Genomic DNA, 21,391 nt, shown 5'->3' with positions numbered 1-21,391 from the left:
AGCGTCACAGCATGCAGCTGACGCACTCGGCCATGTCCGTGCCCTCGAGCGCCATCTGACGCAGGCGGATGTAGTAGATCGTCTTGATGCCCTTGCGCCAGGCGTAGATCTGCGCCTTGTTGATGTCGCGCGTGGTCGCCGTGTCCTTGAAGAACAGCGTGAGCGACAGGCCCTGGTCGACGTGCTGCGTGGCCGCGGCGTACGTGTCGATGACCTTCTCGTAGCCGATCTCGTACGCGTCTTCGTAGTACTCCAGGTTGTCGTTCGTCATGAACGCCGCCGGGTAGTAGACGCGGCCGAGCTTGCCCTCCTTGCGGATCTCGATCTTCGACGCGATCGGGTGGATCGAGCTCGTCGAGTTGTTGATGTACGAGATGGATCCGGTCGGCGGCACGGCCTGCAGGTTCTGGTTGTAGATGCCGTGCTTCTGGATGGACTCCTTCAGCTCGGCCCAGTCGGCCTGCGTCGGGATGTGGTGGCCGGCGAACAGCTCGACGACCTTCTCCGTCGCGGGCGCCCACTCCTGGTCGATGTACTTGTCGAAGAACGCGCCGGACGCGTAGGTCGAGTCCTCGAAGCCGTCGAAGGCCGTTCCGCGCTCGATCGCGAGCTTGTTCGACGCGCGCAGCGCGTGGAACAGCACCGTGTAGAAGTAGATGTTCGTGAAGTCGATGCCCTCTTCGGACCCGTAGTAGACGTGCTCGCGGGCGAGGTAGCCGTGCAGGTTCATCTGACCGAGGCCGATCGCGTGGGAGCGGTCGTTGCCGTCCTCGATCGAGCGCACCGAGGCGATGTGGCTCTGGTTGCTCACCGCGGTGAGGCCGCGGATCGCGGTCTCCACGGTCGCGCCCAGGTCGCCGCCGTCCATCGCGAGCGCGATGTTCATCGAGCCGAGGTTGCAGGAGATGTCCTTGCCGATCTGCGCGTACGAGAGGTCCTCGTTGTAGGTCGTCGGGGTGTTGACCTGCAGGATCTCGCTGCACAGGTTGGACATGTTGATCCGGCCCTTGACCGGGTTGGCCTTGTTCACCGTGTCCTCGAACATGATGTACGGGTAGCCCGACTCGAACTGGATCTCGGCGATCGTCTGGAAGAACTCGCGCGCGTTGATCTTCGTCTTCTTGATGCGCGGGTCGTCGACCATCTCGCGGTACTTCTCGGTGACCGAGATGTCGCCGAACGGCACGCCGTAGACGCGCTCCACGTCGTACGGCGAGAAGAGGTACATGTCCTCGCCGTTCTTGGCGAGCTCGAACGTGATGTCCGGCACGACGACGCCGAGCGAGAGCGTCTTGATACGGATCTTCTCGTCGGCGTTCTCGCGCTTGGTGTCGAGGAACCGCATGATGTCGGGGTGGTGCGCGTTCAGGTACACCGCGCCGGCGCCCTGGCGCGCGCCGAGCTGGTTGGCGTAGGAGAAGCTGTCTTCGAGCAGCTTCATGACGGGGATGATGCCCGAGGACTGGTTCTCGATCTGCTTGATCGGCGCGCCGGACTCACGGATGTTGCTCAGCAGCAGCGCCACGCCGCCGCCGCGCTTGGAGAGCTGCAGGGCGGAGTTGATGCCGCGGGCGATCGACTCCATGTTGTCCTCGATGCGCAGCAGGAAGCAGCTGACGAGCTCGCCGCGCTGCGCCTTGCCGGCGTTGAGGAACGTCGGAGTGGCCGGCTGGAAGCGGCCGGAGATGATCTCCTCGACGAGGTTCTTCGCCACGCCCTCGTCGCCGTCGGCGAGCGCGAGAGCGGTCATCACGACGCGGTCCTCGAAGCGCTCCAGGTAGCGCTTGCCGTCGAAGGTCTTGAGCGTGTAGCTCGTGTAGTACTTGAACGCACCGAGGAAGGTCTCGAAGCGGAACTTCTTCGAGTAGGCGAACTCGTTGAGCTCCTTGATGAAGTCGAACGAGTACTTGTCCAGGACGGCGCCCTCGTAGTATTCCTTCTCGACGAGGTAGTCGAGGCGCTCCTTGAGCGAGTGGAAGAACACCGTGTTCTGGTTGACGTGCTGCAGGAAGTACTCGCGGGCCGCGCGCTTGTCGGCGCCGAACTGGATCTGCCCGTTCGCGTCGTACAGGTTCAGCATCGCGTTCAGGGCGTGGTAGTCGAGCCCCTCGTACGCCTGGTTCGCCTTGTAGTCGGCCTCGGCCTTCACTGCTGCTGCTGCTTCCACCATCGTTCCAATCCGTCGCTCACGCGATCGACGTCGTCCTGTGTGCCGTAGATCTCGAGCCGATACAAGTGGGGCACCTGGCACTTGCGGCTGATGATGTCACCGGCGGCGCAGAACGCGTCGCCGAAGTTGGTGTTGCCTGCGGAGATCACTCCGCGGATGTGTCGCCGGTTGCGCTCGTCGTTGAGGAACCGGATGACCTGCTTGGGCACGGCGCCCTTCTCGACGCCGCGCCCCTGTCCCCCGCCGTAGGTCGGAGTGACCAGCACGAACGGCTCATCGACGACGAGCGGCTCCTCCGTGCTGTGCAGCGGGATCCGTCGCGCCTCGAGGCCCAGCTTCTCGATGAACCGGGCGGTGTTGCCCGAGATGCTCGAGAAGTAGACCAGCAGCGGCGCGGCGGTCGCGGTGGCGGCGTTCATGAGATCGCCTCCTCCGTGGTTACGCCAGGCGAGCGGCGAGTTCGTCGATCTTGTCGGGACGGAACCCCGACCAGTGGTCCTCGTCGGTGACGACGACGGGCGCCTGCAGGTAGCCCAGCGACTTCACGTGCTCGAGCGCCGCGGCGTCCTCGGAGACGTCGTGCACCTCGTACTCGATGCCCTTCGCGTCGAGTGCGCGGTAGGTCGCGTTGCACTGCACGCAGGAGGGCTTGGTGTAGACCGTGATGGACATGTGTTGCGCCTCTTCTTCCCCTCAGAGCCCGGCTTTCGAGCAGGTGGCCCTGCCGGGAGTTCAATACTACATATAGGTGCGGACATTCGGGTCGACCACAAGGGCTAGTAGTTACAACTGTGTAGTTTTCCACCGTATTCCACCGCTTCGACACAGGTTCTCCACGACTTTGTCCACAGTCGGAGGCGTCGTCCCGGTGCCTTCGATCCGCGATTTCCCGCGGCTCCGGAAGCCCCGGATCGGATCCCTCCACAGATCCGACGCTAGGCGGGGCTTCGGACATTCCCCAGCCTGTGGAATTCGCCCCTCGGCGTGTCGTCGGCGTGTCGCACGGAGGGGTCCGCCGGCGGCTTGGGGGAGTCCTCCCCATCGCCGCGCCGGTCGCCTCCGCATAGCGTGAACCCGGGCCTCCAGCCGAAGGCCCGCGTCACGATCGAGAGGGGGCGGGATGTCGCTCAAACCGGTGATCCGCGAACTGCGGCAGGCCGTCCTGCACGGGATGGGTCACGCACAGCTCAGGCTGCACCACCTCGCCGACAACATGGTCGACCATCTCGACACCGTCGCGCGCGAGGTGGCCGATCTCGATCAGGTGGACGACGCGGTCGCCCGCGGCTGGTGGAAGGACCGCAAGCTGCGCAAGGGCGAGAAGACGGAGGGCGGCTGGCACTTCCTGCCGGAGGACGACCGGCCGTTCGCCGGCGACGTCCCCCGCTACCCCGGCGAGTACGTGCTGGACCTGCACGGTTCGCCGAGCGCCGTGCAGGGCGCCGACGGGTCCATGCTGACCGCGGAGGACTTCGCCGCGCACGTCAGGAAGCACACCGATTGGGACGGCACGACGCCGATACGCTTGTTCTCGTGCAGCACCGGTGCCGACTCCGACGGCTTCGCACAGCAGCTGTCGAACCATCTGAACGTCGAGGTGACCGCACCGACGAAGCCCGTGTGGTCGTCGTCCCACGGAACGCCGTTCGTGACGGACGTCGATCCCGTGACCGGTAAGCCGGTCAAGCCGCACAACGGCTCGTGGACGAGCTTCCAGCCGAACGGAGAGTGAGAACGCATGATGAAGCAGGTTTCGGTCTTCGCTGACGCCGGGAGCCTCCCACCCGGGCAGCGCCCCTCCTTGAACGAGGAGCGCCTGAGCCCCGAGGAGGCGTCGCGCGTCGCGGCGTACCTCGAGGCCGGGGCGGTGGTCGCGCACACGACGGTGCGCGGCGTGGACGTGCTGGCCGACGACGCTCCGGTCGTCCCGCTCACGGCCAGGACCGACGGCGAGTTCCTCTGGACCGGACCGGTCACGTACTACGTGAGGACGTACGCCGTCGCGCCGGACGCCGAATTCCTCGCCCACGTCCGCGCCCGCGACTACGCGCCGCGAGTGCCCAGCGACTCCGAGGTCGAGGCGGCCGCGAAGGAGTTCGCCGAGGCGGACTGATCCGGTCCCGCCCTGTACCGTTGATCCGTGGCCGGATCGGGATACAAGGAGCTTCTGCGCGTACCGGGAGTCGGACGCATCATCGCCGCACAGCTGACCGCGCGGTTCCCGAACGGAATGGCCAGCCTCGCGATCCTGCTGCACGTGCAGCACGCCACCGGCTCCTACGGCGCGGCCGGCCTTGTGCTCGCCGCGTCGTCGATCGGCCAGGCCGTGTCGGGGCCCGTCACGAGCCGCTGGATGGGCCGCTGGGGCATGCGCCCCGTGCTCACGCTGACGCTGTCGGTCTGCGTGCTCGCGTTCCTCGGACTGGCGTTCTTCACCGCCCTCCCCCTCGCCGGCCTCGTGGTGCTCGGCATGGTCGCAGGGCTGTCCACGCCGCCGATCCAGTCCGCGGCGCGCACGATCTACCCCAAGCTGGTGAACTCGTCGCAGCTGACGCCGCTGTTCTCGCTGGACGCCTCGCTGCAGGAGATCATCTGGATCGTCGCGCCGGTGGTCATCACGATCGTGTCCACCCAGGTCGGGACCGTGCAGGGGCTGCTGCTCGTGGCCGCCGTGCTCGTCGGCGGCGGAGCGTGGTTCATCCTGTCCCCCGAGGTCGGGCGCGTGCGCATCCCGCGCAGCCGTCGCGGGTTCGGCGCCGTCGTGCTGAAGCCCCCCGTGCTGCTGGCCACCGTCATCGGGTTCCTCCTCATCGGGGCGTGCGCGGCGGTCGAGGCCGGCGTCGTGAAGACCTTCGACCACGGGGGTCTGGAGGCGGGGCTCGTGCTCGCCGTGTTCTCGGTGGGAAGCCTCGTCGGCGGCCTGGCCTCGGGTCGCGTGCCGATGGGGCCGTGGGCGATGGCCCGGCGCCTCACGATCGTCACCGTGGGTCTCGCGCTCACGATGATCTCCCTCAACGTGTTCTGGCTCGGCGGCACGCTGCTCGCCGCCGGGATCGGCATCGCCCCGGCCCTCGCGGTGCTGTTCGCGATCACCTCGGCGAGCGTGAAGTTCTCCGAGACCGCGGAGGCGTTCGGCTGGGCCGGCACCGGGCAGCTGATCGGCGCCGCCGCCGGATCCGCGATCGCCGGCTTCCTCATCGACAGCCTGCACAGCCCCGCCGGCGCCTATCTGGCCGCCACCTGCTTCGCCGCCGTGGCCCTGATCGTCTCCGTGGTGTTCGTGCGGTACTTCCCGGATCTGCGCGGTCGCGACGCCGCGCCGATGCCGGACACCGAGGTCGTCCCGCTCCCCTGAGCGGGTCAGGCCACGGTCACCCCGAGAAGGGATTGATCACGGCCAGCCCCGGAACATCGAAGTCCTTCTCGTTCCGGGTGACCACCGTCAGACCATGATGGAGCGCCGTCGCGGCGATCAGCGAGTCCGCCCAGGGACGCCGGTCCGGCACGTTGATGCCGGCGCAGATCCGAGCGATCTCCGGCGTGACAGGGAGTATCCGCGCTCCGAGTTCGAGACGGATGCCGTCGATCCATCCGCGCAACGCGTGTGCTTGACGAGGATCTCTCCGCTCCAGCGTCAACGCGCCGAGCTCCAGCTCGTAGTCCGAGACCACGCTGATGAACAGCGACCCCGGTGCGACGGAGCTCATCCAGCGACGCGAACGCTCACCCAAGGATCCTGTCCGCCGCGCCTCCGAGAGCGCATTGGTGTCGACGAGGTACATCCTTCACAACTCCAGCGGTGGACGACCGATGTCCTTCTTCCGGTCTGCGACGATCTCGTCGATGATGCGATCGAACTCTCCGTCATCCCCTTCACCCTCCGGCGCCATCGCGAGCAGGTCGAGCATCGACGCCGGAGCGGATGGTCGCAGCCGCTCGTACTCCTCGATGCTCAGCAGCACGTAGGCCGGCTGCGAGTGCTTGGTGACGAGCACCGGCTCCTTGTCCGCGATGCGCTGCGCCCGGGCGACGGATTGGTTGAACTCGCGCGCGGTCATGCTGAACATCATGTACCTCGGTTCCCTGAAGTAGTGATAGTACTACACAGGATCGGCTCCCTGAGGGCGGTCGACGCGCGTCCTCTCCCCACCCCACCCTTCGCACGCAACCTCGGAATCCGCAGAATCCAGGCATCCGCACCTTCGATTTCTGTTGTCATTTTCAATTTCGAGTGACAAGATCGGAGCATGAGCGCCGATCTGCAACAGAAAGCACACGATCACCTCTGGATGCACTTCACCCGGCAGTCCACGATGGACCGCACCGGTGTGCCGATCATCGTCCGAGGCGAGGGACACCACATCTGGGACGACACCGGCAAGCAGTACATCGATGGGCTCGCCGGCCTCTTCGTCGTCAACGCCGGCCACGGCCGCAGGCGGCTGGCCGAGGCCGCCGCGAAGCAGGCCGAGCAGCTCGCCTTCTTCCCACTGTGGTCGTACGCGCACCCGGCGGCGATCGAGCTCGCCGACCGCCTCGCCGGCTACGCACCGGGCGACCTGAACCGCGTCTTCTTCACGTCGGGCGGCGGCGAGGCCGTGGAGACCGCGTTCAAGCTCGCCAAGCACTACTGGAAGCTGCGCGGCAAGCCGACCAAGCACAAGGTCATCTCGCGCTCGATCGCCTACCACGGCACGACGCAGGGCGCCCTCGCGATCACCGGCATCCCCGCGATGAAGGCGATGTTCGAGCCCGTCACCCCGGGAGGGTTCCGCGTCCCGAACACGAACATCTACCGTGCGGCCGAGATGGGCGCCCCGACGGATCCCGAGGCCTTCGGAGTCTGGGCCGCCGACCGGATCGAGGAGATGATCCAGTTCGAGGGTCCCGACACGGTCGCGGCCGTCTTCCTCGAGCCGGTGCAGAACTCCGGCGGCTGCTTCCCGCCCCCTCCCGGCTACTTCCAGCGGGTGCGCGAGATCTGCGACCGCTACGACGTGCTGCTCGTCTCCGACGAGGTGATCTGCGCCTTCGGCCGGATCGGGCACATGTTCGCGTGCGACGCCTACGGCTACGTGCCCGACATCATCACCTGCGCCAAGGGCATCACGAGCGGCTACTCCCCTCTGGGAGCCGCGATCGTCAGCGACCGGATCTACGAGCCCTTCGCGCACGGCGATCTGTCGTTCCCGCACGGCTACACGTTCGGCGGGCACCCGGTCTCCGCCGCCGTCGCCCTGGAGAACCTCAACATCTTCGAGGAGGAGAAGCTCAACGAGCGCGTGCGCGAGAACTCTCCGCTGTTCCGCGCGGAGCTCGAGACGCTGCTCGACCTTCCGCTCGTCGGCGACGTGCGCGGCGACGGCTACTTCTTCGGGATCGAGCTCGTCAAGGACAAGACGACCCGGGAGACCTTCGACGACGACGAGTCCGAGCGCCTGCTGCGCGGATTCCTCTCCGGCGCCCTCTACGAGGCGGGGCTGTACTGCCGCGCGGACGACCGCGGCGACCCCGTGATCCAGCTCGCCCCGCCGCTCACGATCGGCCCGGCGGAGTTCCGCGAGATCACCGGGATCCTGCGCGGAGTGCTCACGGAGGCCGAGAACGTTCTCTGACCCCCGGGGTGGTCGAGCGAGGACGGCGAAGCCGACCGAGACGAAACGCGGTGTCCTGCGAGGGCGCCGCGTTTCGTCTCGCTCGGCCTGCGGCCGTGCTCGCTCAACGACCCCGGGTGAGACGAAGGGCGTCTCGCTCAACGACCCCGGGTGCGACGAAGAGTGTCTCGCTCAACGACCCTGGGTGAGACGAAGGGCGTCTCGCTCAACGACCCCGGACGGACGGGGTCGCGATCACGAGGCTCGTGGGTCCGACCTGCTCGACGCTGACGAGATCGAGTGCCGCGCCGTCGGGGAACAGCCGACGGCCCGCGCCCGTCGCGGTCGGGAACACGCGCAGCCGGTACTCGTCGACCACGCCGGCCTCGACGAAGCGCTCGACGAGAGATCCGCTGCCGATCAGGACGACATCGCGCTCGGCGGCGGTCTGGCGGGCCCAGCCGATCGGATCCGCCGCGACCCTCCGGGAGTTCCGCCACCGGCTCAGGTCGACGTCCCCTCCGGTCACGACCGCCTTGTCGGCGGCGTTCAGCGCCCGGGCGAACGCATCGGTCTCCTCCCGCGCCGGCCACATCGCCGCGAACGCCTCCCAGGTGCGGCGGCCGAAGAGGAAGATCCCGGTCTGCAGGATCGATCCGTAGTGGAACTTGTCCCCCGAGATCGCCGCGGGCCCGTGCCGGAAGCACCACCCGCCGAACGGCGTGCCGCCGGAACCGTCCGGGTCCTCCACGACCCCGTCGAGGGTGATGAACTGCGCCACGATGATGCGTGCCATGTCGTGCTCCTTGTCCCGCCCCGCGCATGGGCCGCGGAGGGCGTCACCAGGGTCTACGCGCGAGCGGGGTCGAACTCATCGGTGCCGGGCGGGTCCGATCCCCCGGCGTCGGTGACGGCTCCGTCCCGCTCGAACAGCGCGAACAGCGCGTCGTCGCGGTACACCAGCACGTGCCCGATCCGCTCCCCCGAGGCATCGGCCTCGAACAGCTGCACCGTGTGCGGGCGGGCGCCCTCCTCATCGACGCGCAGCAGCAGGATCCCGTGCTGCCCGTTGGCGGAGATCGGCCGGGTCGCCCAGCGCGACCCCTGCCACGCGAACAGGTGCGCCATGAAGGCGGCATACGTCTCGCGCCCGATCGACCAGTGCGGCACGGGCGGCATCTCGAACAGGACGTCATCGGCGACGAGAGCGGCGAGGGCCGCGACGTCGGCGCGCTCGATCGCTCGCGCATACCCCTCGACCGTCTCCCGCCGCAACGGCGCAGGACGCGCCGCGCGCTCGGCGACCGCCGCCTTGGCGCGCTGCAGCGCGGAGTTCACCGCCGGCACGGTCGTCTCGAGGATCTCCGCGGTCTCCGCCGCCGAATGCCCCAGCACCTCGCGCAGGATGAACACGCCGCGCTGCTTCGGCGGCAGCGCCTGCAGCACGAGGGTCACCGCGAGTCGCACCCCGGACGCCTCGGCGACCGCGCGCTCGGGCTCGGAGTCCGCCCACCAGCCGGTCGGCGCGGGCATCAGCCACGGGACGTCGAGCGCCGGGACCAGCGGCGCCCCGACGTCGATCCCCGCGGCGGTGAGGTCGCGGGGCAGCGGGCGCCGCGGGCTCTCCCGGAGCCGGTCGACGCACACGTTGCGCGCGATCCGGTACACCCAGGTGGACAGGGCGGCGCGGTCGGGCCGGTACGAGGCCCGGCTGCGCCAGGCCCGCTCGAGCGCGTCCTGCACCGCGTCCTCGGCGTCGAACGGCGAGCCCAGCATCTGATAGCAGAAGGCGAGCAGGCCGCCGCGGAGTGCGGCGAGGTCGGAGGCGTCCACGCAGCCGAGCGTATTGCCTCCCGGTTCGTCCCTCCAGGCCCGGTTGCGGGGACCGGATCCGTTCCCGTCGCAAAAGGTCCGTTCCCGTCGCAAAAGGTCCGTTCCCGTCGCAGAAGATGCCGCTCCGGAGGTCTCAGAGCGGCATCTTCTGCGACGGGAGCTTCGGATCCGCCTCAGCCGCCGGCCATGGTCCGGGCGATGTCGGCCGCCGAGTCGCCGGCGCGCTTGAGCACCAGGGCGACGAGCGCGAGCGCGCCGAGCGTCAGCACGAGCATGATCGTCGACACCGCGGCGATCTCCGGACGCAGGCCGCTGCGCAGAGCGCTCAGCACGTACACCGGCCAGGGCGTCGTGCCGGAGACCTGGACGAACGCGGAGACGATGGTGTTGTCCAGACCCAGCGTGAACGAGAGCAGGAAGCCGGCGAGCACGGCCGGCATCGCCAGCGGCAGGGTCACCTTGAAGAAGGTGGTGAGCGGCTTGGCGTAGAGATCCGCCGACGCCTCCTCGAGCTTCGCGTCCAATCCGACCAGGCGCGCCCGCACGATGTACGACACGATCGCGATCGAGAACAGCGACTGGCCGATCACGAGGCGCACCGTTCCGTCGTTGAAGATCGACATCCCCAGATCCTGGCCGAGGAACACGACCCACGGCAGCAGCGCGACCGCGTCCACGATCTCGGGGGTGACCGAGATGAGCAGCAGCAGCGCGAGGAACCAGGGCACCCACTTGCCGGGGGTGCGCGCCATCGCGATGCCGGCGAGCGTGCCGAGGGCGGTCGCGAGCACGGCGGCGATGAGACCGGTGCGCAGCGACACGAGCACCGCGTCGCGCACCGCGGGCTTGGTGACGATCGCCGCGAACGAGTCGAACCCGAAGTGGTCCCACGAGATGAGCAGGCGGCCGACGTTGAACGAGTACACGATCACGACGGCGATCGGCAGGAAGAGGAAGACGAACACGAGCGTCGCCCACAGCGGCAGCAGCCAGCGGCTGACGTTGCGCGGCGCCCGGGTGCGCGCGCCGGCCGCGGCACGTGCGGACGGCGAGGGGTCCGCCTGCTCAGCGGGTCGTTCTGCGACGACGGTCATCGTGCCTCCTCGAGCGTCAGGCGGTAGCTGCGGCGGATCGGGATCGTCACGAGCCAGCCGATCGCGGCCGCGACCCCGATCGACAGCGCGATGGTGAGGATGAGCAGCACCGCCATCGCGGAGCCGAGCGCCCAGTTCTGCGCGGTCTGGAACTGGCTGGCCACGATCTGACCCACCATGTTGCCCTTCGCTCCGCCCAGCACCGTGGCCGTGATGTAGTCGCCCATGAGCGGGATGTAGACCAGCAGCACTCCGGCGATGATGCCGGGCTGCGCGAGCGGGACGGTGACCCGGAGGAACGTCTTCCAGCTGCCGGCGCCGAGATCCTTGCTGGCCTCGCGGAGCGGTCCGCTCACGCGGTCGAACGCGACGAACAGCGGCAGGATCATCAGCGGCAGGTAGTTGTAGACCACGCCGAGGAGCACCGCCCCGCGGGTGTTCAGCACTCCGAGCGGACCGGGGATCACCCCCAGGAACTGCAGGGCGTGCGAGAGCCACCCCTCCGGGGCGAGGATGATCTGCCAGCCGATCGTGCGCACCAGGAAGTTGGTCCAGAACGGCACCATCACCAGCGCGAGGAACATGCCCCGGCGGCTCGGCGCGCACTTCACGGCGATCCAGTACGCGACGGGGGCGCCGATCAGCAGGCACAGGACCGTGCCCGCGACGCCCACCCAGAGCGTGTTCTGGAAGGTCGCGAAGAACGTGGGCGAGAGCGCCTCGATGTAGCGGTCGAAGGACAGCTTGTCGTTCGCATTGGTCGCGAAGATGCTCGGCTTGTAGCCGAAGCTGTACCAGACGACGACGCCGATCGGCACGACGAAGAAGACGAGCAGCCACACCCAGGCGGGCAGGGCCAGACCGAAGCGGATCCTGAGCTTATGCACCGGCGGCCGCCTTCGTCGCGTTCCAGATCGCCACGATCCGCTCCTGGGCGCTCGTGAACTTCTGCTCGTGCATCGTCTGCACCTGCGCGTCGTCGAAGTACACCATGTCGAGCCGCTCCAATCCGGCCTCCTCGGCCTTCTGCCGCGTGCCCTGCACGCCCGTGTCGTAGCCGATGTAGTCGACCTGGGCGAGCTGCACATCCGGCGCGATGATGAAGTCGATGAAGGCGTGCGCCGCCTCGGGATGCGGAGCACCCTTCGCGATCGCCCAGTTGTCCATCCACAGCTCCGTCGCCGGACCGCCGAGCACCCACTGCCAGCGGTCGGGGTCCTTCGACTGGGAGATCCCGGTGCGCGCATCGCCGCTGTACGACTGCACGAGCGCGGCCGAGGCCTGCGGGATGATCTGCCCGCCGGGCGCCGAGTCGAACGTGGTGATGTGCGGCGCGAGCTCCTTCGTCATGAACGTCTCGCAGGCGTCGAGGGGCTTCTTCTCGGTGGTGTTCCAGTCGATGTCATGCGACCAGAAGTAGATGCCGCACAGGGGCGCCGGATCGTCCAGCACCGCGGTCCGGCCCGAGGCCTCCTTCTGCGCGGCGTCGATGAAGTCGGCCCAGCTCGTGAGCTCGCGCTTGATCACGGTCCTGTCGTAGACGAAGCCCGTCGTCCCCCAGGCCTTGCAGATCGAGTACTCGTTCTTCGGGTCGAAGGAACGATGGATGAAGCTCGGGTTCATCGTCGCGAAGTTCGGGATGAGATCGAGGTTGAGCTTCTCCAGCAGTCCGTTCTCCGCCATCGGCAGGATGAACAGACCGCTCGGCACGACGATGTCGTAGCCCGAGGTGCCGCGCGCCGCGACGAGCTTGGCGATCAGCTCCTCGTTGGAGTTGAAGGCGTCGACGACGACCTTCGGCCCCTTCTTCTTCGTGAAGGCGGTGAGCACCTCCGGGGCGTCGTAGTCGCTCCACGTGTAGATCGAGAGCTTGTCCTCGAGCGGCCCGCCGTGCGCGCTCGAGGCGGCGGAGGCCTTGCCGGGGGCGCACGCCGTGAAGAGCACCGCGCCCGAGGCGGCGATCGCGGTGGCGAGGAACCCTCGCCGGGTCAGCTCGGTGCGGATCTTCCGCGCCGAGGCCGTGTTCGCGAGCACCCGGACCGGCGGGCGGTCGAGGATCCCGCCGTACGCCATCAGGCGGCCTCCTTCGGGAGCGCGATCACGTGCGTCGCGGTCTCGGGGATGCCGTCGCCGGCGAAGATGCGCACGTCGGCAGGACTCCAGGTGCAGCGCACCGCATCGCCGACGGCGACCGAGGGCGCCCCGGGCGCCGGGATCCGCACGAGGAACGCCTGCTCGCGGCCCACGTCGACCGCGACCTGCAGGGTCTCGCCGAGGTGGGAGACCCCGAGGACCGTGCCGTCGATACCAGGCCCGTCGGCGGTGCCGGCCGGCGCGAGCCGCAGGAACTCGGGACGGATCGCGGCGACCGCGGTGGATCCGGGCTGCCCCTGCTCCCCGCCCCAGCGGCCGTGCACAGCCCCGGCGAAGGTGTCGACGGCGTCTCCGCCGCCGAGGACGGCGCCGTGCAGGAAGTTCTGCTGGCCGATGAACGACGCCACATAGGCGGACGCCGGCTCGGCGTAGATGTCGGCGGGGGCGGCCAGCTGCTCGATGCGGCCGGCGCGCATCACCGCGATCCGGTCGCTCATCGACAGGGCCTCGGCCTGGTCGTGCGTGACGAAGACGAACGTGGTGCCGAGCCGCGACTGCAGCAGCTTCAGCTCGAGCTGCATCTCCTCGCGGAGCTGGCGGTCCAGTGCCGCGAGCGGCTCGTCCAGCAGCAGCACGGACGGGCGGTTGATCAGGGCGCGGGACAGCGCGATGCGCTGCTGCTGCCCGCCGCTGAGCTGGGTGGGCTTGCGGTCGGCGAAGCGGCGCAGCTGCACCATGTCGAGCGCCTCGGCCACGCGCTCGCGCTGCTCGGCCTTGGGCACCTTGCGCTGCTGCAGCCCGTAGGCGACGTTCTCCGCGACGGTCATGTGCGGGAACAGCGCATAGGCCTGGAAGACCGTGTTGACCTCCCGCTTGTGCGGGGGAAGGCCGAGGACGCTGCGGCCGCTCAGGCGGATGTCGCCCTCGTCCGGATGCTCGAAGCCGGCGATCATGCGCAGCGTCGTGGTCTTGCCGCACCCCGACGGGCCCAGCAGGGAGAGGAACTCCCCGGGGCGGATGGACAGCGACAGCCGGTCGACGGCGGTCGCATCGCCGTAGTACTTGGTGACACCAGAGATCTCGACACCGCCGGTCGGCGCGTCGGTCGTGCTCTGAGCAGGTACGGGCACAGGACTGCTCATGGAACCTCCACATCGAGTAATTCGCTGCAGAGAGTCTGTCACAGGATCCAAGGTCGGTACAGAAGAAAACGAAGGAATCTCAGATATTTGCGACGATATTCGTTGTCGGTGAGGTCATCTCCAACGAAAATGCGTGTTTCGAGTGTGTTTCGGGCGAGCTACTTCCCCTGGAAGTCGAACGCCTTCAACAGCTCGTCGATCGCCTGCTCGCGCTGGGCGCCGCCCTCGTCGAACATGTGGGCGACGTGCGTGCGCAGGTGGTTCTCGATGAGGAGCCGGTTCAGCGATTCCAGGGAGCGCTGGATCGCACGGGACTGGGTGATGATGTCCATGCAGTAGTCCTCGTTCTCGATCATCTTCGCGACGCCGCGGAGCTGACCCTCGAGAATGCTGGTGCGGTGCAGAGCGCGCTTCTTGATGTCTTCGATCACGAAGACGAGGCTACCGTTCCGTCCGGCGGACCGTCGCGGAGCAGAATGGCGCCGATCGCCGCCCGGGAGGCGATGTCCCAGCGCTGCAGGATCGCCCCGACGTGCTTCTCGACCGTGAACTCGCCGATCCCGAGCAGGGTCGCGATCTCGCGGTTGGAGGCGCCCGAGGCGACGAGCTCCGCGACCTGGCGCTGCCGCGGGGTGAGCGCCGCCGTGCCGGACGGCGGTGCTGCGCCGGCCGGATCCCCCGTCCCGGCGAGCGCGCTCGCGACGCCGGCGCGGGTGGGCGTTCCGAAGGCGAACAGGATCCGCGAGACATGACCGCGCACCGTGTGCGGCGAGATGAACAGCGCCGCGGCGATGTCCGCGTTGGAGTCGCCGCGCGCGAGCAGCACCGCGACCTCCCGCTCCCGGTCGCTGAGCCCGTTCCAGGCGCGACGCCGATCCGGCGGCAGGCGACGTCCGGTGCGCCGCAGCTCGCGAGCCGCCATCGCCCGCACCACGTCGCGACCGGCGCCCTCGCTCGCCTCGACCACCGCGGTCAGCCGGCGCACCGATTCCGCCACCTCCCCCGCGGCGATGCGGGCACGGGCGGCGAGGATCTCCCCCTCGGTGGCCTCCACGACGCGGCGCCGGTCGATCGCACGCGCCACGCTGCGCTCGGCGAGCGCGGCCGCCCGCGCATCGTCGCCCTCGGCGTGGGCGATGCGGCTCGCGATGCGATCCATCACCGTGTCGGCGATCGGGTGGTCCACGAGCACCGACAGCTCCTCGTGCCACGCCCGGGCCGCGTCGAGATCCCGATCGTCCAGCGCCGCGCGCACGAGGATCTCCCCGCAGAGCGCGCGATCGACGACACGGAGGTTGGAGAGCCGGGCGTCGACGCCGGCGCGCAGCACGAAACGCGCCGCGGTGCGCACGTCGTTCTGCGCATTCGCGGCGTACGCGCCGATCACATGGATGCCGCTGACCAGCAGGTGCGTCGGCGGTGCATCGACCGTCGCGAGCTCGCGCAGCGCCTCGCGCATCGCCGCGCGCTGATCGGCGTTGCTGTCGACCAGCGCGACGCAGGCCGCCGCGAACGCGTGCATCAGCGGCGGCAGACCCGGCGTCCCCTCGGCGGCGCGCGCGAAGGCCTCAGCCGCGACGACGTCCCCGCCGAAAAGTCGCACGCGCGCCAGGATGCAGCGGAGCAGCGCGCGCACCGGATCGTCCGGCCCGTCGAAGCCGACGGGGTCATCCGGGTCGCACTCGGCCGCGAACTCCGCCGCCAGATCGAGGCGCGAGCAGCCCAGCGCCGCCTCGATCAGCAGCAGCTCCAGCGGGCGCCGCATCCGCCGGCCGAGCGGTCGCGGATCCGCCGCGGCGTCCTGCAGCGGATCACGATGCACGCGCGCCACGGCGGGCCACGCCGCCCGCGCCCAGCCCGCCACCGCCCTGGCGAGGGCGAGGGCGTCGACGTCGGAGGGATCCACGGCGTCCAGCGCCACAGCGGCCGCCTCGCCGTCCGTGCCCTGGCCCGCGCAGAGATCGACGAAGGCGCGTAGCGCCGCGACGAACGCCTCATCGCCGGGGACGGCGTCGGCGAGGGCGCGCCGGAGGACCGGGTCCTCGGACGGGCGCACCGTCACGACCGCCCTCAGGACCACCTCGAGGCGCTGTTCACGAAGCACGCCTCCACCGTATCGGCCGCCGGATCCGCTGACCCCGGCGCAGGAATACGCCGGATCCACCACGCCCACGGGGTCGGAATGCGGGATCCTTGAGCCGACGACACGTACATCCGCCGGCCGTTCGTGATACCCGCACGAAACGGCCGCCTCCCGGGTCGCCGGCGCGGGACGCCGTGCGCCGGGAGCGCCGTGCGGTGGTCGCCGGACGCGGGCGTCGGACCTCCGACGCCGCAGCCGATCGCGCTGGGGCGCTTGCGAGAGGGATCCGTTTGGGGACGGATCCCTCTTCCCCTCCCGTCTCCTGTCGCCGCGCCCGCCGGCCTTCGCCTCTCTCCCGTCTCCTGTCGCCGTACTCGCCGGCCGTCGTCCCTCTCCCGTCTGCATGCCCGCCGGCCTCGCGCGCCACGGGCGCCGTCTGCATCGATCGCGCACTCGGCCCGTCGTGCGCGCTACGGCCGCTCCGGCCCCCGGGATGGAAGGATGGCCCCATGGCGCGCGCCCGTGAAGCACTGCTGTCCCCCGCCGATCAGGAGCGCCTGCGCGCCCTGCGCCGGATGAAGGCCGTCGCCCTCGCCGCGCTCGGGATCATGGCCGTCGCCTTCGTGCTGGCGTTCTGGCTGCAGGCCCGCTATCCGTGGCTCGAGTACGTGCGCGCCGCCGCGGAGGGCGGCATGGTGGGCGCCCTCGCCGACTGGTTCGCCGTGACGGCGCTGTTCCGCCGTCCGCTCGGGCTGCCGATCCCGCACACCGCGATCATCCCCAACCGCAAGGACGAGATCGGACGCACGCTCGGCGAGTTCGTCGAGACCAATTTCCTCTCCGCCGAGGTCGTGCGCACGAAGCTCTCCGAGACCTCGATCGCCGCGCGGCTCGGATCCTGGCTGGGAGATCCCGCCCACGCCGAGCGGGTCTCCAGCGAGGGATCCACGATCGCCTCCGCGGTCCTGCGCGCCCTGAGCGACGACGACGTGCAGAGCGTGATCGCGGAGCTCGCGCGCGAGCACCTCGTGGAACCGGAGTGGGGCACGCCGGCGGGCACCTGGCTGCAGCGGATCGTCGAGGCGGACGCCCATCGCGGGGCGGTCGACCTCGCCGTCGACAGCATCGCGACCTGGCTGGACGGCAACGCGGCGGCGTTCCAGGGGCTGCTCTCGCGCCGGCTGCCGGGGTGGGTGCCGCGACTCGCGCACCGGTTCGTGGACGAGGCCGCCTACAACGAAGCAGTGCGGTTCGTGCGGGCCGTGCAGGCGGATCCGCGCCACCCGGCCCGGCTCGCGCTGGACGGCTACCTCGCCCGCCTCGCGGACAACCTGCAGCACGACGCCGGCACCCGGGCGCGCCTGGAGAACGCCAAGGCCGCCGTGTTCGACAGCCCCCGCGTCGGGGCGCTGGCGGCAGAGGCGTGGAACGCGGCGAAGACCGGACTGCTGTCGGCACTCGCGGATCCGGAGAGCGGCCTGCGCCGTCGGGCTGCGGCGGCGCTCGCCGAGCTCGGGGGCCGCCTCGCCACCGAGGAGCCCTTGCAGCGACGGGTGGACGGCTGGGTCACCGACGCCGCGGTGTTCCTCGTCGACCGCTACCGGCACGACATCGCCTCGATCATCACCGACACCGTGGAGCGGTGGGATCCCGCCGAGACCACGGAGAAGATCGAGCTCATGGTCGGCCGCGACCTGCAGTACATCCGGCTGAACGGCACGGTCGTCGGAGCGCTCGCCGGACTCGCGATCTTCGCCGTCGCGCACGCGGTCATCCCGGTGTAGCGGGGCCGGCGTTCGGGGCGTGCGGGGCGCGGGGGCCGCGGCGTGGGACGGGCGGGCCGCGGCGTGGGACGGGCGGGCCGCGGCGTGGGCGTGCGGGGTGCGAGCGGGGGCGTGGATCCCGCCAAGCCGTCACGATCAGCACACCCTGTCACGATCAGCACACGGATCCGGCCATTTCGTGTGCCGATCGTCGCATCGTGTGCTGATCGTGTCAGTCGAGGTGCCCGCCGATCGTCCTCCACAGCCGACGCTCATCGAGGGTTGTGCACAGATCCTGTGATCGCCGCCCCGGGGACGACGGAGTTCGTCACCCTCGTAGCATGCTCTCTCTGATCGATACGATCCGCCGCCGGGGCGGCATCGCCCCTGGTCCGGAACTGCAGCGCCTCGGCTTCACGCGCACGACGCTCTCCCGAGCCGTGCGCGCCGGAACGGTCGACCGCCTGAGGGACGGCGTGTTCGCCGTCGGTCCGATCGCTCCCGATGTCCGTGCCGCGGTCGCGCACGGTGGCGCGCTCACCTGCGCGAGCGTGCTGACGGAGCGAGGGATCTGGGTGCTGCCCGAGGTCGCCGGACCGCACGTCTGGCTGGGTGCGGGGCGGCATGGCCGCACGCACCCGGACTGCGCCTGCGTTCCGCACTACTACCGCGGCTCGCCACCGCTCGGCCGGACCGACCTCGAAACCGCCCTGCTGCACCTGCGCCGCCGCGCCGGAGACGAGGCGTTCTTCGCCGCGTTCGAATCCGCCTGGCGGAAGCGGCTTCTGCCTGCGACGGCGCGGAGGCGGATCCGCGATGCGTTGCCGGCCTCGGCACGCTGGCTCACGGAACTGGCGCGACCCGATGCCGACAGCGGACTCGAATCGCTGCTGCGGCTGAGGCTGCATGCGATCGGTCTGCGCCTCGCCTGCCAGGTGCAGATCGACGAGGTCGGCAGAGTCGACTTCATGGTCGGCCGGCTCATCATCGAAGTGGACGGCAAGGAGAACCACGACGGACCGGTGAAGCGGCACCCGGATCTCGTGCGCGACGCGGCCGCCGCGCGTCTCGGATACCGCACCCTCCGGTTCGACTACGCACAGGTCGTGCACGACTGGCCTTCGGTGCAGGCCGCGATCCTCGCCGCGCTCCGTGGTCTGTGACGATCGGCACACCCTGTCACGATCAGCACAGGAGTCCGGGGGTGTCGTGTGCTGATCGTGACGGCCTGTGCCGATCGTGACATCCTGTGCGATCGTGACGGACGGTCCAGGACCGGCGTAGAGGGGCCGACCCCAAAGCCGGGCACCAGGCCAGGTTAGGGTCGGCGCCAGGAGCCTGGCGTGGCGGAGGGGCCGACCCCAAAGCCGGGCACCAGGCCAGGGTAGGGCCGACCCCAAGGCCAGGGGCCGGGCCAGGGCGAGGGCTGGCGTGGGCTCCGCACCACACGCCGCACGAAGCCGGGTGTCTCGTGGGCCAGACAGCGCTCGGCCGCACGCCACCGCCGAGGGCCGGCGCCGTGGCACGCTGTCTATCGGATGCGGTCCGCGCCTCCGAGAAGGGACTCCCATGGCACTGTCGCACGATCCCCTCTGGCCCCGCGGGGGCGACTGGCCCGCGTTCGGCACCCCCGCCGACGCGGTCGTGCTCGGAGTTCCGACCTGGCGCACGTCGCTCTCCCCCACGGGCGCGCATGCGACGCCGGCCGCGATCCGCGAAGCGCTCCGCCGCTACAGCCCGACCCTGATGGGCCCGCCCATCGTGGATCTGAACGCCGCGCTGCAGATCTCCGACGCCGGCGACGTGCACGAGCCCGACGGCGACGAGGGTGTCGCGCGCACGATCGCCCGCGTATCCCAGCTCGCCGCGGCCTCCCGGCTGGTGATCGCCCTCGGCGGCGACAACTCCCTCACCTACCCCGTCGCCCTCGGATCCGGATCCACGGGTCTCATCACGATCGACGCGCACTTCGATCTGCGCGACGGCGTCTCGAACGGTTCGCCGGTGCGCCGCCTCGTCGAGGACGCCCCCGAGGGATCCGCGATCGATCCGCACCGGATCGTGCAGATCGGCATCGCGGACTTCGCGAACTCCGCGGCCTACGCCCAGCGCGCCGCCGACTGGGGCATCCGTGTCATCACCCTGGACGAGGTGCGCCGCCGCGGCATCGACGACGTCGTGGCCGAGGCCGTCGAGATCGCCGGCGCCGGAGACGCCTCCCGCGTGCACCTCGACATCGATGTGGACGCCTGCGACCGCGCCGCGACGCCGGGGTGCCCGGCCAGTGTGCCGGGCGGGTTCGCCGCCTGGGAGCTGCGCGCGCTGGTGCGCGGCATCGCCGGCGACCCCCGCGTCGTCAGCGCCGACATCGCCGAGGTGGACGCCACCGCCGACGACGAGGATGCGCGCACCGTCCGCCTCGCCGCACTCTGCGTGCTGGAGCTGCTCGCAGCGCTCGCCGGCCGGGCCTGACCCGCCGATGAGCGACCGGCCCGCGCGCGATCCGTTCCTCGAGGGCGGCCCCGCCGTGCGCGTCGCGCTGGGGCTGCGGTTCGTGATCGAGCTCGCGCTGCTGGCCGGCGCGGCGACCGCTGCGGTACGGCTCCTGCCGGGCTGGCCGGGGTGGATCGGCGCCGTCGTCGCGGTCGCGGTGCCGGCGGTGATCTGGGGGCTCCTGCTCTCGCCCCAGGCGCGCTTCGACATCCGCCCCGCGGGACGCGTGCTCCTGGAGACCGTGCTCTTCGGCGCGGTCGGAGCGGCGCTGTGGGCGAGTGGACTCGGCCTCGCCGGGGTCTCCCTCTTCGCCGTATGGGTTCTGGACCGGATCGCACTGGCGGCGCTCGACCGCCGCTGACCGCCTGCAGAGGTCGGCTCGGCGGCTCGACAGCCGCCCGCAGGCTCAGCCGCAGGTCGACCGATGCTCGATGCTCAACCGGCGCGCAGAGCCTCGTCGACGGGCACCTCTCCGGCGTTGAACCGGATCGTGCGCCCGATGGTCGCCGGCTCGAGGAGCGTCTGTGCGATGACCTGCGCGACGTCGGCGCGGGACACGCTGCCCGAGGTCTCCGCCGTGGCGTCGATCTGTCCCGTCGCCTCGTCCAGGGTCAGCCGACTGGGGGCGAGCACCGTCCAGTCCAGGCCGGATGCCCGCAGTGCCTCATCGGCCTGCGCCTTCGCCTCGGCATAGGCGAAGAAGGAGTCGGTCGCGGGGATCCCGTGCTCGAGCGAGGATCCGAAGTACGACACCATCACGTACCGCGCGACGCCCGCGTCGGCCGCCGCCGCCATCGACCGGACCGCGGCATCGAGGTCGACGGCACGCGTGCGTTCCGCCGATCCGCCGCCGGCGCCGGCCGACCACACGACCGCGTCGTGCCCGGCGATCAGTGCGGCCATCGCCTCCCGCGACGCCGATTCGACGTCGAAGACGACCGGGTCCGCGCCGGTCGCGCGCACGTCGTCGCTCTGACCGGCGTCGCGGATCACCGCCGTCACCTGGTCGCCGCGCGCCGTGAGGAGGGGTTCGAGGAGCAGGGCCACCTTGCCGTGGCCGCCGAAGATCAGGATCCGTGCCATGCCTCCACGCTATGCCCGATCCGGCGGACGCGGGCGGGCGGA

General features: G+C 70.1%; 22 protein-coding genes. 8 read left to right on the top strand and 14 right to left on the bottom strand.

What is annotated here, in order from left to right:
• Positions 1–4 precede the first annotated feature (4 nt).
• Genes nrdE through nrdH form a run of 3 tightly spaced genes read right to left on the bottom strand, consistent with a single transcriptional unit; the run spans position 5 to position 2,842 of the window.
• Positions 5–2,170, bottom strand: coding sequence for a class 1b ribonucleoside-diphosphate reductase subunit alpha (gene nrdE, locus WFJ17_RS14615; protein ID WP_336648798.1), 2,166 nt, complete (start codon positions 2,168–2,170; stop codon positions 5–7).
• A complete protein-coding gene (gene nrdI, locus WFJ17_RS14610) occupies positions 2,146–2,589 on the bottom strand; it encodes a class Ib ribonucleoside-diphosphate reductase assembly flavoprotein NrdI (RefSeq protein ID WP_251446613.1) in 444 nt (147 codons plus the stop codon). The genes nrdE and nrdI overlap by 25 nt, the downstream gene beginning before the upstream one ends.
• 19 nt (positions 2,590–2,608) lie before the next feature.
• Entirely contained in the window at positions 2,609–2,842 is a 234-nt protein-coding gene (nrdH, locus tag WFJ17_RS14605) for a glutaredoxin-like protein NrdH (protein ID WP_045251249.1), read from the bottom strand.
• Positions 2,843–3,290: 448 nt separating this feature from the next.
• On the opposite strand from nrdH, the gene WFJ17_RS14600 reads away from it, so the two are divergent.
• The 3 genes from WFJ17_RS14600 to WFJ17_RS14590 all read left to right on the top strand — a co-directional run bounded on the left by WFJ17_RS14600 (position 3,291) and on the right by WFJ17_RS14590 (position 5,525).
• A complete protein-coding gene (locus tag WFJ17_RS14600) occupies positions 3,291–3,902 on the top strand; it encodes a hypothetical protein (protein WP_251446541.1) in 612 nt (203 codons plus the stop codon).
• Between the two features lie 6 nt (positions 3,903–3,908).
• Positions 3,909–4,283 (top strand): hypothetical protein, encoded by a 375-nt coding sequence (locus WFJ17_RS14595; protein WP_251446538.1) that lies wholly within the window; start codon positions 3,909–3,911, stop codon positions 4,281–4,283.
• A gap of 78 nt (positions 4,284–4,361) precedes the next feature.
• Positions 4,362–5,525, top strand: coding sequence for an MFS transporter (locus WFJ17_RS14590; RefSeq protein WP_251446597.1), 1,164 nt, complete (start codon positions 4,362–4,364; stop codon positions 5,523–5,525).
• Between the two features lie 16 nt (positions 5,526–5,541).
• Here WFJ17_RS14590 and WFJ17_RS14585 read toward each other — a convergent pair whose 3' ends face one another.
• On the bottom strand, positions 5,542–5,952 hold the full coding sequence (locus tag WFJ17_RS14585) for a type II toxin-antitoxin system VapC family toxin (RefSeq protein ID WP_292884393.1): 411 nt from the start codon (positions 5,950–5,952) through the stop codon (positions 5,542–5,544).
• A gap of 3 nt (positions 5,953–5,955) precedes the next feature.
• Complete coding sequence (locus WFJ17_RS14580; protein WP_251446532.1) at positions 5,956–6,228, bottom strand: type II toxin-antitoxin system prevent-host-death family antitoxin; 273 nt, start codon at positions 6,226–6,228, stop codon at positions 5,956–5,958.
• Between the two features lie 189 nt (positions 6,229–6,417).
• Between WFJ17_RS14580 and WFJ17_RS14575 the strand changes: the two genes are divergently transcribed.
• The gene (locus tag WFJ17_RS14575; protein WP_292884389.1) at positions 6,418–7,785 is read left to right on the top strand and encodes an aspartate aminotransferase family protein; all 1,368 of its coding nucleotides are present in this window, start codon (positions 6,418–6,420) and stop codon (positions 7,783–7,785) included.
• Between the two features lie 205 nt (positions 7,786–7,990).
• On the opposite strand, the gene WFJ17_RS14570 is transcribed toward WFJ17_RS14575, so the two are convergent.
• The 8 genes from WFJ17_RS14570 to WFJ17_RS14535 all read right to left on the bottom strand — a co-directional run bounded on the left by WFJ17_RS14570 (position 7,991) and on the right by WFJ17_RS14535 (position 16,031).
• Positions 7,991–8,560 (bottom strand): dihydrofolate reductase family protein, encoded by a 570-nt coding sequence (locus WFJ17_RS14570; protein WP_336648797.1) that lies wholly within the window; start codon positions 8,558–8,560, stop codon positions 7,991–7,993.
• 53 nt (positions 8,561–8,613) lie between these two features.
• Entirely contained in the window at positions 8,614–9,597 is a 984-nt protein-coding gene (locus WFJ17_RS14565) for an RNA polymerase subunit sigma-70 (RefSeq protein WP_336648796.1), read from the bottom strand.
• Positions 9,598–9,770: 173 nt separating this feature from the next.
• The gene (locus WFJ17_RS14560; RefSeq protein WP_295035172.1) at positions 9,771–10,691 is read right to left on the bottom strand and encodes an ABC transporter permease; all 921 of its coding nucleotides are present in this window, start codon (positions 10,689–10,691) and stop codon (positions 9,771–9,773) included.
• Positions 10,688–11,578, bottom strand: a complete 891-nt coding sequence (locus WFJ17_RS14555) for an ABC transporter permease (RefSeq protein ID WP_251446518.1) — start codon at positions 11,576–11,578, stop codon at positions 10,688–10,690. The genes WFJ17_RS14560 and WFJ17_RS14555 overlap by 4 nt, the downstream gene beginning before the upstream one ends.
• Entirely contained in the window at positions 11,571–12,764 is a 1,194-nt protein-coding gene (locus WFJ17_RS14550; protein WP_336648795.1) for a polyamine ABC transporter substrate-binding protein, read from the bottom strand. Before WFJ17_RS14550 ends, WFJ17_RS14555 begins: the two co-directional genes overlap by 8 nt.
• Positions 12,764–13,927 carry an ABC transporter ATP-binding protein gene (locus WFJ17_RS14545; protein ID WP_336648794.1) on the bottom strand — a complete coding sequence of 388 codons (1,164 nt, stop codon included), beginning with the start codon at positions 13,925–13,927 and terminating at the stop codon, positions 12,764–12,766. The genes WFJ17_RS14550 and WFJ17_RS14545 overlap by 1 nt, the downstream gene beginning before the upstream one ends.
• A gap of 158 nt (positions 13,928–14,085) precedes the next feature.
• Entirely contained in the window at positions 14,086–14,358 is a 273-nt protein-coding gene (locus tag WFJ17_RS14540) for a metal-sensitive transcriptional regulator (protein WP_251446509.1), read from the bottom strand.
• On the bottom strand, positions 14,355–16,031 hold the full coding sequence (locus WFJ17_RS14535) for a helix-turn-helix transcriptional regulator (protein WP_336648793.1): 1,677 nt from the start codon (positions 16,029–16,031) through the stop codon (positions 14,355–14,357). The genes WFJ17_RS14540 and WFJ17_RS14535 overlap by 4 nt, the downstream gene beginning before the upstream one ends.
• Before the next feature lie 488 nt (positions 16,032–16,519).
• On the opposite strand from WFJ17_RS14535, the gene WFJ17_RS14530 reads away from it, so the two are divergent.
• The 4 genes from WFJ17_RS14530 to WFJ17_RS14515 all read left to right on the top strand — a co-directional run bounded on the left by WFJ17_RS14530 (position 16,520) and on the right by WFJ17_RS14515 (position 20,627).
• A complete protein-coding gene (locus WFJ17_RS14530; protein WP_336648792.1) occupies positions 16,520–17,794 on the top strand; it encodes a DUF445 domain-containing protein in 1,275 nt (424 codons plus the stop codon).
• Positions 17,795–18,114: 320 nt separating this feature from the next.
• Positions 18,115–18,936 carry a DUF559 domain-containing protein gene (locus WFJ17_RS14525; RefSeq protein ID WP_336648791.1) on the top strand — a complete coding sequence of 274 codons (822 nt, stop codon included), beginning with the start codon at positions 18,115–18,117 and terminating at the stop codon, positions 18,934–18,936.
• Between the two features lie 406 nt (positions 18,937–19,342).
• On the top strand, positions 19,343–20,245 hold the full coding sequence (locus WFJ17_RS14520) for an agmatinase family protein (protein WP_336648790.1): 903 nt from the start codon (positions 19,343–19,345) through the stop codon (positions 20,243–20,245).
• Between the two features lie 7 nt (positions 20,246–20,252).
• Positions 20,253–20,627: a DUF2568 domain-containing protein gene (locus WFJ17_RS14515; protein WP_336648789.1), complete on the top strand. Its 375-nt coding sequence runs from the start codon at positions 20,253–20,255 to the stop codon at positions 20,625–20,627.
• A gap of 74 nt (positions 20,628–20,701) precedes the next feature.
• Here the strand turns inward: WFJ17_RS14515 and WFJ17_RS14510 are convergent, their stop codons facing one another.
• A complete protein-coding gene (locus WFJ17_RS14510; RefSeq protein ID WP_336648788.1) occupies positions 20,702–21,349 on the bottom strand; it encodes an SDR family oxidoreductase in 648 nt (215 codons plus the stop codon).
• Between the last annotated feature and the right edge of the window lie 42 nt (positions 21,350–21,391).

It is taken from the genome of Microbacterium sp. MMO-10 (assembly GCF_037148715.1).
Classification (GTDB): Bacteria; Actinomycetota; Actinomycetes; order Actinomycetales; family Microbacteriaceae; genus Microbacterium.
Note: the sequence above shows the minus strand (reverse complement) of the source record. Positions and strands in the feature narration are given on the sequence as shown.